Raw genomic sequence first — 12739 nt, forward strand, 5'->3', positions numbered from 1 at the left:
CCTCCACGGACTCAGTGGCCTCGGGGTCCTCGGCAGGCGCCTGCAGGCCGAGGAACTGATCAATCACCTCCTGTCCGACCAGGTTCTCGTGAGGCGCCTCGATCTCCTGCGGAGCGGCATAGGCCGCGCCGGCGCTGAAGACGCTCATTCCGCCGGCCAGCATCGTCGCGGCCGCGATCTTCGTGAAAGCACGCATGGGTGCCTCAGTTCCCTTCACTGCTCGGTTAGACGCGATTAGTTATCGCGCTGTTACACAGCGTGACACAGGTGGAAGCGTGCCCGGTCAACTGGGACTCCCCGGCGTGTCAAGAAGTCGTATGGCTTTCCATCGTCGTGCCATGTGCAGGCAAAGTCCCCGGAACGTCTAGTGCGGGGAACAGGGGGAGCAAGCGACTCGCCCGTACATTCGGCCCCGGCGGGTACACCAGGTCGCAACGGCCCCATACGAGCCGTCTCGGACGGCGTCCCGCCCCCGACACGTTAGGAGCGGTGTACATATGTCTCGGCCTCGGATCGTGGTGGTCGGAGCTGGCTTCGGCGGCCTGCAGACGCTCCGGCACCTCGAACGCCGTGTCCCCAACGGGGCGGCGGAACTCTCGCTCATCGCACCGAACGACTACATGCTCTACAGCCCGCTGCTGCCCCAGGTCGCCTCGGGCATGCTCACGCCGCAGTCGGTAGCGATGTCGGTGCACCGGCTCACCCAGGAGAGCAAGTTCATCCCCGGTCACGCCGTGGGTGTGGACACCGCCGACAGGGTCGTGATCGTGCGCCGCCCCACCGGAGAGCTCGCGCCAGTGCCCTACGACCGCCTCGTCCTGGCCCCGGGAAGCCTCACACGTGCCTTCGACATCCCGGGCCTGACCGAGTTCGCCTACGGCAACAAGACACTCGCCGAGGCGGTCCTGCTGCGCGACCACGTGCTCTCGCAGCTCGAGTTGGCCAACGACAGCCGTGATCCGGCCGAGCGCGAGGAACGCTGCCGCTTCGTCGTGGTCGGTGGCGGCTACACCGGGGTGGAGACCGCAGCCTCCCTCAAGCGGTTGTGCGAGGAAGCGGCCATCCGCTACCCCGAGCTGCGTTCGGAGATCCGCTGGCACCTGGTGGACATCGCTCCCAAGGTGCTGCCCGAGCTCGGTGACCGGCTGGGCCGCAAGGCGCTCAGGCTCCTGCGCGACCTCGGTATCGAGGTCAAGCTCAAGGTCAGCGTCCGCGAGGTCACCCAGGACAAGGTCGTGCTCACCGACGGCCGGGTGCTGCCGTGCCGCACACTCATCTGGACCGCCGGTGTATCACCCAGCCCGCTTGTCGAGACGCTCGACAAACCCACCCAGCGCGGACGTCTGGAGGTCGACACCGACCTCCGTGTCCCGGGGTTGCCCGAGGTCTTCGCGCTCGGTGACGCTGCCGCCGTGCCCAACATCGCCGAGTCCAACGGTCCTTACTGCCCGCCGACCGCGCAGTACGCCACCCGCCAGGCCGACACGGCCGCACGCAACGTCGTCGACTCCATCCTGGGGCGGCCCCTCAAGGAGTTCCGCCACAAGGACCTCGGGCTCGTCGTGGACCTGAGCGGCAAGGACGCCCTGGCGCGCATCCTCAACCAGGAGCTGAGTGGGCTGCCGGCACTGGCCGCGACCCGCGGCTACCACATGCTCTCGGTGCCGTCCAACACTGCGCGGGCACGCATCGCGGCCAACTGGGCCATCCGTGCCTTCACCGGTGGCGAGGTCTCGCGGCTCGGGTTCAACGACAACGGTCGGCCCTCGTCGTTCGCGGCCAACGAGTCGGTCGAGTACCTGGACGCGGGCGAAGCCAGGTCCGAGGGTACGCGGTTGATGGAGAACCTGAGGGAGCGGTACGGGGAGAGCTGAACGGCCACCGGAGCACGGGGTCGGAGACCCCAGGAGGGCCGGGTCGGGAGTCTGCCGCTCGCGGTGGGCCCGGGCCGGCCCCGCTCAGGAGCGGACGAGGCGGGCGATGGCGTCGGAGGCCTCGCGCACCTTCTCCTCGGCCTCGTCCCCTCCGTTGGCCACGGCGTGGGCCACGCAGTGCTTGAGGTGCTCGTCCAGCATGGAGAGCGCGAACGAACGCAGAGCCTTGTTCACCGCGGAGGTCTGCGTGAGGATGTCGATGCAGTACTGGTCGTCCTCGACCATGCGCTGGAGCCCGCGGATCTGTCCCTCGATGCGGCGCAACCGATTGATGTGGGCCTGCTTGTCGTCGCTGTAGCCGTGTTGTTTGGCCGCCATGGTGTCGCTTCCGTGTTGTCCCTGATCAGGTGCCATAACAATACCCCCTCAAGGTATGGAACGGCCGGGTTCGGCGCCCTTGTTCCGCGGGGTGGCCTCTCACCGTCCGAGTGATTCTCCATCAAAACCGCCCGTAGAGGGAGTTTCTCAGATCGCGGGGTCGGTTCGCCCTTGCGGTGCACGGGCCTGCCCGTGCGGACGATTGTGCATCCCTTGGTGTGAACATGGGCATCCCGCGCGGAGCGGCCCCGGGCCCACGGGCTCCGCAATCCCTGGTGTCACTCTCTGTGCATGACCTGCACAGAAAGTAGTTGGGGCGGTGGGATCCATGCGGGCCACGACCGCTCCCACCTTCCTGGGCCAGGCTGTCACCGCGCCGGCGCAGACAGGGCCCGGGAGGATACGAGTACGCTGCACTTTCCAGCCGACTACGGCGACGGCATCAGCGACGTCGAGGTCACCGTCGTCATCGACCACGGGCACGACCAGGACCGCGCCGACCCGTACTACGGTCACATGCGGACCGTCTACAGTGCCACGGCACAGCCCCTTGACGCGGACGGTGCGCCCGCCGGGGAGCCTGTGCCCCCCTTCGACCTGGTGCTCGAGGAGCCGCAGCCCTCGCCGAGCCCTTCACCGACGCCGGATCCGGAACCGACCCCCGAGTCCGTCGCCGACGGACTCGCCTGAGCCCACCCCGGCTCCGACGCCTTCGCCGTGCCCGACGGAGAGTCCGACGCCTCCGGCCCCCACCGGCCCGCCGGTCCCGCCCGAGCCCACCCACGGCCCCGGCGGCCCCGACGGTGACGACGGGGCGCCGCCCTCCGGTGACGGACCCACACTCCCGGTCACCGGGGTCGGGGTCGCCGGGCTCTTGTTGGCCGGCGTCTTCTCCGTGTGCGCAGCGATCGTCGCGCTCGTGCTCACGCGTAAACGTTCGGTCCGAAGCAGGTAACCGCGGGGCCGGGGCTCTTGTCCCGGCCCCGCGGCGTGCTGACGATGGCCCTATGAGCGATACCGGCGAGAAGGACATCATGACCACCATCCGGGGCCTGATGGACGAGGAGCACGCCCTGCGCTCCACCCCCGAGGGCCTCGGCAGCACCGAGCGCCGCCGGATGAAGGAGGTCGAGGAGGCCCTCGACCAGTGCTGGGATCTCCTGCGGCAGCGCCGGGCCCGCGCCGAGTACGGGGAGAACCCGGACGACGCACGTGCGCGTCCGGTCTCGGAGGTGGAACACTACTGGCAGTGACCGGGGTGGGGTCGAACCACGTGCGCTCCGCACGCGTCCACACCACTGCACGTCCGGAGCACACGAAGGGCATCCATGCTCGCCACCCTCACCGGTCTGGGCCTGTCCGCCGCGGCCGGTCTCAACGCCTTCGTCCCCCTTCTCGTCGTCGGGTTCCTGTCCCGCTACACCGACGCGATCCCCCTCGGGCACACCTGGCAGTGGCTCGAACACCCCGCCACCCTCACCATCCTCACCGTGCTGCTCGCCGTCGAGCTGGTCGCCGACAAGGTTCCCGCCCTCGACAGCCTCAACGACACCCTCCAGACCTTCGTGCGCCCCACCTCCGGGGGCATCACCTTCGCCGCCGGCAGCACGTCCGTTCCGGTGGAGGCGCCTCCTGTCGACGACGTGGTGGGGCAGGCCTCCGGGGCAGTGGTGGCCGGGGGCGCCGGGCCGGTCTGGATCGCGGTCCTGGTCGGAGCGCTGATCGCCCTCGCCTTCCACGTCGTCAAGACCCTCGCCCGCCCCGTCGCCAACACCGCCACCCTCGGTTGTGCCGCTCCCGTGCTCTCCGCCTTCGAGGACGCCGTGAGTTTCGTGACCTCGCTGCTCGCCATGCTGCTTCCCGTGCTCGTCCTGGTCGTGCTGCCGCTCCTGGTGTTCGCCGGGTTCCTCCTGCTGCGCAGGCGCCGCCGGGCCCGCGCGCTGCAGACCGGTGCGGGCCCGGCACCCGGCATCCCGGACACCGGGGGAGGGGAGAGTGGCCGATGACGCATACCGTGATCCGGTCATGGGGCCGTAAAGTTCGTGCGATGACTGAGTTGAGTTTTGACCGGCGCGACATCACACACATCGTCTGGGACTGGAACGGCACCCTCCTGGACGACAACCACGCCAATCTCGCCGCCGTCAACACCGTCTGCGTGACATTCGGCCGCGAGCCCGTCGAGATGGACCACTGGCGGCGAGTGTTCCGGCGCCCCCTTGTCCCCTGCTACGAGGAGCTGCTCGGCCGTACCTTCACCGACGGTGAGTGGAAGCGGGTCGAGGCGCTCTACCACGACGGATACGAGCAGCACCTGCCGACCTGCGACCTTGCCGCCGGGGTGCCCGACGTGCTGCGCACCTGGAGCGGTGGGGGCGGCACCCAGTCGCTGCTGTCCATGGCCGCGCACGACCACCTCGTCCCCCTGGTCACCGAGCGCGGACTGTCCCACCACTTCACCCGAATGGACGGGCGGCGGTTCGAGACCGAACACGACTCCAAGGCCGAACACCTGGTCCACCACCTCGAGAACCAGGGCATCGACCCCGCCAAGGTCGTGCTCATCGGCGACATCGACGACGACGCCCGCGCCGCACAGGAGGCCGGCGCCCAGCCGATCCTGGTCGCCAGCGGGCTGATGTCCCGCGACCGCCTCGCCGCCACCGGCGCGCCTGTTGTGGACAGCCCGGTCGCCGCCGTGGACGCCCTGCGCGGAGCCTGACCAGGGGCGCGGGACACCCCGGTGTCCGCCGTCACGTTCCTGGGCGCTAGCGTGCCGGTGGTGTTGTCGGACGAGACCCACAACACGACACAGTCACGTCGAACGGAAGGCGCAGCAATGACGGAGAGCGGCGTGCCCCGCGTGCTATGGGAGCCGGACGAGACACTGCTCGAGTCCGCCAACATCGTCGAGTTCGCCCGCTGGGCCGAGCGCACCAAGGGCGTCCGGGCCTTCGGTGACCGGTCGGGCGAGGGAGGCACGTTCGAATACGACGCCCTCTGGCGTTGGTCGACCACCGACATCGAGGACTTCTGGGCAGCGATCTGGGAGTACTACGGGGTCGACTCCGACACCCCCTACGAGCAGGTGCTCACCGAGCGGGTCATGCCGGGCGCCGAGTGGTTCCCCGGGGCCACCCTCAACTACGCGCGACAGATCTTCGAGGGCCGAGACCCGGAGGCCGTCGCCATCCGCCACGCCACCGAGCTCCGGCCGCTGGGGGAGTGGACCTGGGGCGATCTGCGCCGCCGCACCGCCGCCATCGCCGCAGGGCTGCGCGAGCGCGGGGTCGGGCCGGGCGACCGCGTGGCCGCCTACCTGCCCAACCTTCCCGAGACCGTCGCCGCCTTCCTGGCCGTGGCCTCCCTGGGCGCGGTGTGGTCCTCCTGCTCGCCGGACTTCGGTGTGCGCAGCGTCATCGACCGGTTCGCACAGATCGAACCGAAGGTCCTGCTCGCTGTCGACGGCTACCGCTACGGCGGCAAGGACTTCGACCGGCGCGAGGTCGTGGCTCAGCTCCGGGAAGCCATGCCGACCGTCGAGCACACGGTGGTGCTCGACCACCTCCATGCCGGGGAGACCACCGAGGGCACCACCGCGTGGGCCGACCTGGAGGCCTCCGGTGCCGGCAGGGACCTGGAGTTCACCCCCGTCGCCTTCGACCATCCCCTCTGGGTGCTCTACTCGTCAGGGACCACCGGTCTGCCCAAGGCGATCGTGCAGGGGCACGGTGGGATCCTCCTCGAACAGCTCAAGAACCTCCACCTGCACCTGGACGCCCGCCCCGACGACCGGGTGTTCTGGTACACCACGACCGGGTGGATGATGTGGAACTTCCTGGTGAGCGTGCTGCTGACCCGGGCCTCGATCGTCCTGTACGACGGCAGCCCGGCCGCGCCCGACCTCCACGGGCTGTGGGACCTGGCCGCCGACGCCGGGGTGACCCTGTTCGGCACCAGCGCGGGGTACCTGTCCACGTGCATGAAGGAGGGCGTGCACCCCGCGCGCGGCCGCGACCTGTCGCGGCTGCGGGGCATCGGTTCCACCGGTTCGCCCCTGAGCCCCGAGGCGTTCGCGTGGGTGTACGAGGAGTTCGGTTCCGACCTGTGGCTGTTCTCCACCAGCGGCGGTACGGACGTGTGCAGCTGCCTGGTCGGCGGCACCCCCACGCTGCCGGTGTACGAGGGCGAGATCCAGTCTCGGGGGCTGGGGATGGCCGTGGAGGCCTGGGACCCGGAGGGGAACCCGCTCGTCGGGGAGGTCGGCGAGCTCGTCGTGACCCGGCCGGCGCCGTCGATGCCCGTGTTCTTCTGGGGTGACGAGTCGGGGGAGCGGCTGCACGACAGCTACTTCTCCACCTACCCCGGAATCTGGCGGCACGGCGACTGGATCGAGATCACCGAACGCGGGACCGCCGTCATCTACGGGCGCTCGGACTCCACCATCAACCGGGGCGGGGTGCGCATGGGCACCAGCGAGATCTACCGCGCCGTCCTGGCCCTGGACGACGTGCTCGACGCGCTCGTGGTCGACGTTCCGCAGGGTGACGGGTCCTCGAGGATCGAACTGTTCACCGTGCTGCGCGAGGGCGCCGACCTGGAGGGCGAACTGCCCAAGGAGATCGCCCGGCGCATCCGCACCGACTGCTCGCCGCGCCACGTGCCCGACCGGGTGCGAATGATCGAGGCGGTGCCGCGCACACTCTCGGGCAAGGTCCTGGAAGTGCCGGTCAAGCGGATTCTCATGGGCGAGCCCCCGGAGAAGGTCGCAAGCCGCGACTCCCTGGCCAACCCCGAGGCACTGGACCACTTCACTTCCCTGGTCGACCGGTGACCCGGGTGCCCCGGCGCCGTTCGGTGCCGGGGCACCGACGTGTGCATAGGCTGACGCACGTGGCTGAGAACCGACCGGGCGAAAGAGCCCCGCAGACACACCAACGGGCCCGGATCGACGGGGTCGACGCCGCCCGGGCCCTGGCCGTCCTCGGGATGTTCGCGGTCCACGTCACCGTCGACTCCTTCGGGCTGCTCGACCCGGACGGCGCGGGGCAGCCCGTGCACGACCTGGCGCGGGGGAACTCCTCCGCGCTCTTCGCATTCCTGGCCGGGGTGTCGCTGGCGCTGATGACAGGGCGGACCCGGCCGATCTCCGGTGACCCCTTGCGGCTGGTGGCGGTCAAGGTCGTGACCCGGGCCGTGGTCATCGGCATGCTCGGGCTGATGCTCGACGTGTTGGCCGTTCCTGTGGCCATCATCCTCACCTACTACGCCGGGTACTTCCTGCTCGCGCTGCCGTTGGTGAAGCTGCGGGCGGGGACGCTGGTGGCGGTGGCTGCGGGGCTCGCCGCGGNGAGCCGCGCACACCGCAGGGCGCGGTGACCTCGCTGTCGGAGTTCCTGCTCACCGGCTACTACCCGGCGATCACGTTCATGGTGTTCGTGTTCGCGGGCATGGCCGTGGGGCGCCTGGACCTCGGGACGGCCGCGACCCGGGCGCGGTTGGCGGTCACCGGTGCGGTGCTGGCCGTGCTCGGCTATGCGGGGTCGTGGGTGGCACTGCACGTCTTCGGTGGACTGGACCGGTTGGCGGAGGCGTCGGGTTCCTCCGTCGGGTACCCGGACTCGGTGGCGGAGGACCCGCAGATGCGCGAGTTCCTGCGGGAACAGGTGATGGAGGAGGCGCACTCGATCTCCGGCCAGGTTCCCACGGACACCTGGTGGTGGCTGGCGGTCGGAACGCCCCACACCGGGACCCACTTCGAGATGGCCGAGGCCGTGGGGCAGGCGCTCCTGGTTCTGGTGGTGTGCCTGTGGCTGGCCGAGCGTGCCCGGGTGCTGATGTACCCGCTCACCTCGGTGGGGCGGATGCCGTTGACGGTCTACACGGGGCACCTGCTCGTCATCGCCGTCGTGGTCGGAGTACTCGGGCCGATGGACTGGCACACACCGTGGTTGCTGGAGGGCCTGGTGATCGGCGCGGTGGCCTTCGCGCTCGCCTGGCGGCTCCTGGTCGGACGCGGGCCGCTGGAGGCGTTCTTGGCGATGAGCGCTGACAACATCGGCGAGCTGTACCAGGAGAACCGCAGGTCCCGCCCGCCCGCGCCCTGATCGGGTCCCCGGGCCGGGGAAGGGGAACGCTCCTGTGGCGGCCCGCACCTGTGGGGCCCGGCAGCCCCGGGTCACTCGTCGGGGCGGTGGATGTGCGCGGAGGTCCGGTCCTGGTGGGCCAGGGAATCGGTGGTGGTGCGCGAGTTCTGGCGCATGAGGCGCCGTGCGTCGTCGGCGGCCGAGCGCGCGACCTCACGGCTGGCGACGGGGCGCTGGGACAGCTCTGCGTCCTCGGGCAGTCCCAGCTCCATGGGCAGACCCGCGCGGCTCACCACGCGCAGCTGCGCGGCCTCCTGCGAGTGGGAGGGACGGATGTCGCCGTCGGGTGTGCGCCAGGCCGCGAGGCGGTGGCGCAGCCACGCGTCGCCTCGGTGGTCGGGGCCGGCGGGCCATTCGGCGTGGTCGGGCCGGTGGGAGAGTGCGTGGAGCACATCGGCGACGGTCCACCCCGCCGAGAAGAAACGCGCGGTCTCGTCGCGCAGGAACGCGAAGTCCACCCCGCGCAGCGACGGTTCCTCCCGCCGCAGGTGCTCGCACGCCCGGTGCACGTCGGCGGGCGTGTGCCGCGGCCGGTTCAGCGGGTCTGCCTCGGGCGAGCGCAGCAGCGCGTCGTCGACGGTCACGATGACCTCGCCCCGCCGGGTGTCCCAGATGCTGATCTCGTCGCGCGCCCATCCCTGGGACTCGGTCAGGGCCGTGGCCATCTTGCGCAGGTCGACCTGCTCGTCATCGCTGCTGATCCGGAACTCCGCCATGCCCACCAGGGTAGGCGAGCCCCGGAAAAGGGAGTGGTCCGGTATGGACCGGTTCGGTGCGGCGCCGTCCCGGCGAACACAGCGCGTGCCCGGTTTCGGGTGATTCCCGTGGTGTCCTTGGATGAACACACCACCACCCAACAGGAATCTCGTTGGAGGAGCATCCAACCTTGGTCGGTGCGGAGCGCACGTGTGCTGACGGCCGCCGACCCCGGCGTTAGGGTGCTGCCTGGCGGCGCCGCCCGGGGTCCCTGTCACCCCGCCGGCCCCCGAGGCCCCGCACACCGTCGACCCTGAAGGTGCCCGTGCCCAACACAGCATCCGCGCCCGAGGCGGTGACCGAACGAGGACTGAGGGCGTTCCTGCACGGACTCCCCGCCGTCGACGAGGTCGGCGCCGCGGCCCGCGCCCAGGACCTCGCCACCCGGTCGGTCAAGACCACCGCCAAGGCCCGCGCGATCGACCTCGCCGTCTCGATGGTCGACCTGACCACCCTGGAGGGCGCCGATACCCCGGGCAAGGTGCGCGCCCTCTGCGCCAAGGCCGCCCTCCCCGACCCGGAGGACCGCACGGTTCCCACGGTCGGGGCGGTGTGCGTCTACCCCGACCGCGTCGGCACCGCCGTGGAGGCCCTGCGCGGAACCGGGATCGGGATCGCCTCCGTGGCCACCGCGTTCCCCTCCGGCCGTGCGCCCTTGGAGGCCAAGCTGGCCGACACCCGCGCCGCGGTAGCCGCCGGGGCGAGCGAGATCGACATGGTCATCGACCGCGGCGCGTTCCTGGCCGGAGACCACCTGAAGGTGTACGAGGAGATCGCCGCGGTCAAGGAGGCCTGCGGCGGCGCCCACCTCAAGGTGATCCTGGAGACCGGGGAGCTGGCCACGCTCGACAACGTGCGCCGCGCCTCCCACCTGGCGATCCTCGCCGGAGCAGACTTCATCAAGACCTCCACCGGCAAGGTCTCGCCCGCCTCCACACCGCCAGTCCTGCTCGTGATGCTGCAGGCCGTGCGCGACCACCACCGCGACACCGGCCGCCGTATCGGTGTCAAACCCGCGGGCGGCATCCGCACCACCAAGGACGCGATCCGCAACCTGGTCCTGGTCGACGAGATCGCCGGGCCGGACTGGCTCACCCCCGACCTCTTCCGGATCGGCGCCTCCAGCCTCCTCAACGACCTGCTCATGCAGCGCACCAGGCTGTCCACCGGCGTCTACCCGGGCCCCGACCACTACACGCAGGACTGACAGACGTGGCAGAGATCTTCGAGTACGCGCCCGCGCCGGAGTCCCGCTCCGTCGTGTCCCTGCGCGAGAACTACGGCCTCTTCGTCGACGGCGGGTTCGCCCCGGCCGAGAGCGGCGAGACCCTGACCAGCCTGAACCCGGCCGATGAGAGCATGCTCGCGACCGTCGCCTCCGCGGGCCCCGCAGATGTGGACCGCGCCGTGACCGCGGCACGCCTCGCCCAGGAGAACGTGTGGGGCCCCATGGGCGGGGTCGAACGCGGCAAGTACCTGTTCCGGATCGCGCGCATCCTGCAGGAACGCTCCCGCGAGCTCGCCGTGCTCGAGTCGATGGACAACGGCAAGCCTGTCAAGGAGACCCGCGACGTCGACCTGCCCCTGGTCGCCGCGCACTTCTTCTACCACGCCGGCTGGGCCGACAAGCTCCATCACGCGGGCCTGGGCACCGACCCCCGCCCGCTGGGTGTGGCCGCACAGGTCGTCCCGTGGAACTTCCCACTGCTCATGCTCGCGTGGAAGATCGCCCCGGCCCTGGCCACCGGCAACACCGTGGTCCTCAAACCGGCCGAGACCACACCCCTGACGGCTCTGGTCTTCGCCGAGATCTGCCAGGAGGCCGACCTCCCGCCCGGGGTCGTCAACATCGTCACCGGCGCGGGCGAGACCGGCCGGGCCCTCGTGGAACACCCCGGTGTGGACAAGGTCGCCTTCACCGGTTCCACCGCCGTGGGCCGCGGCATCGCCCGCGCGGTCGCCGGCACCGACAAGCGCCTGACCCTCGAGCTGGGCGGCAAGGGCGCCAACATCGTCCACGATGACGCCGCCCTGGACCAGGCGGTCGAGGGCATCGTCTCGGGCATCTTCTTCAACCAGGGCCACGTGTGCTGTGCCGGGTCGCGTCTGCTCGTGCAGGAGTCGATCGCCGACGAGCTCTTGGCCCGACTGAAGGAGCGCATGACCCGCATCCGTGTGGGCGATCCGCTCGACAAGAACACCGACCTGGGCGCGATCAACTCCGCCGACCAGCTCCGCCGCATCCGCGAGGCCACCGACAGCGGCGAGGCCGAGGGCGCCGAACGCTGGTCCCCGGACTGCGACCTGCCGTCGGAGGGGTACTGGTTCGCGCCCACGCTCCTGACCGGCGTCGGCCAGTCCCACCGTGTCGCCCGCGAGGAGGTCTTCGGCCCGGTTCTGTCGGTGCTGACCTTCCGCACCCCGGAGGAGGCCGTTGCCAAGGCCAACAACACCCCGTACGGCCTCTCCGCCGGTGTATGGACGGAGAAGGGCTCGCGCATGCTCTGGACCGCCGAGCGCCTGCGCGCCGGGGTGATCTGGTCCAACACGTTCAACAAGTTCGACCCGACCAGCCCCTTCGGCGGGTACAAGGAGTCGGGCTACGGCCGCGAGGGCGGGCGGCACGGATTGGAGGCCTACCTTGGCTGAGCAGCGCACCAGCGCGAAGAAGGCGGCACGGACCGCCCCGAAGGCCCCGGCCCGCCTCGCGGTCCGCAAGACCTACAAGCTCTACCTGGGCGGGGGCTTCCCCCGTTCGGAATCGGGCAGGAGCTACCCCGTGACTTCCGCCGACGGAGACCACTTGGCCAACGCCTCACTCGCCTCCCGCAAGGACGCACGTGATGCGGTCACTGCCGCCCGCAAGGCCTTCAGCGGCTGGTCGGGGCGCACTGCCTACAACCGCGGACAGGTCCTGTACCGGGTGGCGGAGGTCATGGAGGGCCGCCGAGCCCAGTTCACCGACCAGCTCGTGGCCGCACAGGGGGTGGAGCGATCGGAGGCCGACACCTCAGTCTCGGCCGCCATCGACCGGTGGGGGTACTACGCCGGTTGGACCGACAAGTTCGCCCAGGTCATCGGCGGTTCCAACCCTGTTGCGGGCCCCTACCACAACCACTCGTCGCCGGAACCGACGGGCGTGGTCGCGGTCTTCGCCCCGCAGGACGCCCCGCTTCTGGGGCTGACCTCGGTCCTTGCTCCGGTCGTGGCCACCGGCAACACCGCCGTGGTGGTCACCTCCGAGGAGGCGCCGCTGCCCGCCGTCGACCTGGCCGAGGTGCTGGCCACCTCCGACGTCCCCGGCGGGGTGGTCAACCTGCTCACCGGGCGCGCGGGAGAGATCGGCCCGCACCTGGCCCCGCACGGTGACGTCGACGCCCTCGACCTGGCCGGGGCCGGCGAGCACGCCACCGCCTTCGAGGAAGCGGCCGCAGAGACCCTCACCCGGGTGCTGCGCCCGGGGCCCGAGGCCGGCGGCGGTGAGCGGGCCTGGCTCGACCCCGACCCCGGTACCTCGCGTATGTCACCCTTCCTGGAGACCAAGACGGTCTGGCACCCGATCGGGGTGTGAGCGTCCGCGGGCGG

11 protein-coding genes and 2 pseudogenes are annotated in these 12739 nt (G+C 70.6%); 10 read left to right on the plus strand and 3 right to left on the minus strand.

Annotated elements, in window-relative coordinates; translation table 11 throughout:
* Positions 1-196, minus strand: a pseudogene (locus D474_RS0126010) (hypothetical protein); the annotation flags it as partial.
* 301 nt (positions 197-497) lie between these two features.
* Between D474_RS0126010 and D474_RS0126015 the strand changes: the two are divergent.
* Complete coding sequence (locus tag D474_RS0126015; protein WP_040704543.1) at positions 498-1874, plus strand: NAD(P)/FAD-dependent oxidoreductase; 1377 nt, start codon at positions 498-500, stop codon at positions 1872-1874.
* Between the two features lie 84 nt (positions 1875-1958).
* On the opposite strand, the gene D474_RS0126020 is transcribed toward D474_RS0126015, so the two are convergent.
* Positions 1959-2288 carry a metal-sensitive transcriptional regulator gene (locus tag D474_RS0126020; RefSeq protein ID WP_275040814.1) on the minus strand — a complete coding sequence of 110 codons (330 nt, stop codon included), beginning with the start codon at positions 2286-2288 and terminating at the stop codon, positions 1959-1961.
* Between the two features lie 255 nt (positions 2289-2543).
* Between D474_RS0126020 and D474_RS0126025 the strand changes: the two genes are divergently transcribed.
* From D474_RS0126025 to D474_RS30165, 6 genes and pseudogenes are all read left to right on the plus strand, one after another.
* Positions 2544-2942, plus strand: coding sequence for a hypothetical protein (locus D474_RS0126025; RefSeq protein WP_026118809.1), 399 nt, complete (start codon positions 2544-2546; stop codon positions 2940-2942).
* 317 nt (positions 2943-3259) lie between these two features.
* Entirely contained in the window at positions 3260-3505 is a 246-nt protein-coding gene (locus tag D474_RS0126030; protein WP_017616417.1) for a DUF2630 family protein, read from the plus strand.
* Positions 3506-3580: 75 nt separating this feature from the next.
* Positions 3581-4258: a DUF4126 domain-containing protein gene (locus D474_RS0126035; protein ID WP_017616418.1), complete on the plus strand. Its 678-nt coding sequence runs from the start codon at positions 3581-3583 to the stop codon at positions 4256-4258.
* Positions 4259-4299: 41 nt separating this feature from the next.
* A complete protein-coding gene (locus tag D474_RS0126040) occupies positions 4300-4974 on the plus strand; it encodes an HAD family hydrolase (RefSeq protein ID WP_026118810.1) in 675 nt (224 codons plus the stop codon).
* 117 nt (positions 4975-5091) lie between these two features.
* A complete protein-coding gene (locus tag D474_RS0126045; RefSeq protein ID WP_017616420.1) occupies positions 5092-7086 on the plus strand; it encodes an acetoacetate--CoA ligase in 1995 nt (664 codons plus the stop codon).
* 59 nt (positions 7087-7145) lie between these two features.
* A pseudogene (locus D474_RS30165) lies at positions 7146-8359 on the plus strand (heparan-alpha-glucosaminide N-acetyltransferase domain-containing protein).
* Between the two features lie 71 nt (positions 8360-8430).
* On the opposite strand, the gene D474_RS0126055 reads toward D474_RS30165, so the two are convergent.
* Complete coding sequence (locus tag D474_RS0126055; protein WP_017616421.1) at positions 8431-9114, minus strand: hypothetical protein; 684 nt, start codon at positions 9112-9114, stop codon at positions 8431-8433.
* A gap of 299 nt (positions 9115-9413) precedes the next feature.
* Here D474_RS0126055 and deoC point away from each other — a divergent pair, with 299 nt between their 5' ends.
* From deoC to D474_RS0126070, 3 genes are read left to right on the plus strand one after another with little or no spacing between them, the layout of a single operon-like run.
* Positions 9414-10361, plus strand: a complete 948-nt coding sequence (gene deoC, locus D474_RS0126060; protein WP_040704546.1) for a deoxyribose-phosphate aldolase — start codon at positions 9414-9416, stop codon at positions 10359-10361.
* A 5-nt stretch (positions 10362-10366) separates the two neighbouring features.
* Positions 10367-11803 carry an aldehyde dehydrogenase family protein gene (locus tag D474_RS0126065; protein WP_017616423.1) on the plus strand — a complete coding sequence of 479 codons (1437 nt, stop codon included), beginning with the start codon at positions 10367-10369 and terminating at the stop codon, positions 11801-11803.
* Positions 11796-12725 (plus strand): aldehyde dehydrogenase family protein, encoded by a 930-nt coding sequence (locus tag D474_RS0126070; RefSeq protein WP_017616424.1) that lies wholly within the window; start codon positions 11796-11798, stop codon positions 12723-12725. The genes D474_RS0126065 and D474_RS0126070 overlap by 8 nt, the downstream gene beginning before the upstream one ends.
* The last annotated feature ends 14 nt before the right edge of the window (positions 12726-12739 follow it).

The organism is Nocardiopsis salina YIM 90010 (assembly GCF_000341025.1).
GTDB classification, from domain to species: domain Bacteria; phylum Actinomycetota; class Actinomycetes; order Streptosporangiales; family Streptosporangiaceae; genus Nocardiopsis; species Nocardiopsis salina.

Bases quoted from the DNA above. Each gene is read 5' to 3' on its own strand.
- D474_RS0126015 (WP_040704543.1), top strand. From the start codon at position 498: ATGTCTCGGCCTCGGATCGTGGTGGTCGGAGCTGGCTTCGGCGGCCTG.
- D474_RS0126020 (WP_275040814.1), bottom strand. From the start codon at position 2,288: ATGGCACCTGATCAGGGACAACACGGAAGCGACACCATGGCGGCCAAA.
- D474_RS0126025 (WP_026118809.1), top strand. From the start codon at position 2,544: ATGACCTGCACAGAAAGTAGTTGGGGCGGTGGGATCCATGCGGGCCAC.
- D474_RS0126030 (WP_017616417.1), top strand. From the start codon at position 3,260: ATGAGCGATACCGGCGAGAAGGACATCATGACCACCATCCGGGGCCTG.
- D474_RS0126035 (WP_017616418.1), top strand. From the start codon at position 3,581: ATGCTCGCCACCCTCACCGGTCTGGGCCTGTCCGCCGCGGCCGGTCTC.
- D474_RS0126040 (WP_026118810.1), top strand. From the start codon at position 4,300: ATGACTGAGTTGAGTTTTGACCGGCGCGACATCACACACATCGTCTGG.
- D474_RS0126045 (WP_017616420.1), top strand. From the start codon at position 5,092: ATGACGGAGAGCGGCGTGCCCCGCGTGCTATGGGAGCCGGACGAGACA.
- D474_RS0126055 (WP_017616421.1), bottom strand. From the start codon at position 9,114: ATGGCGGAGTTCCGGATCAGCAGCGATGACGAGCAGGTCGACCTGCGC.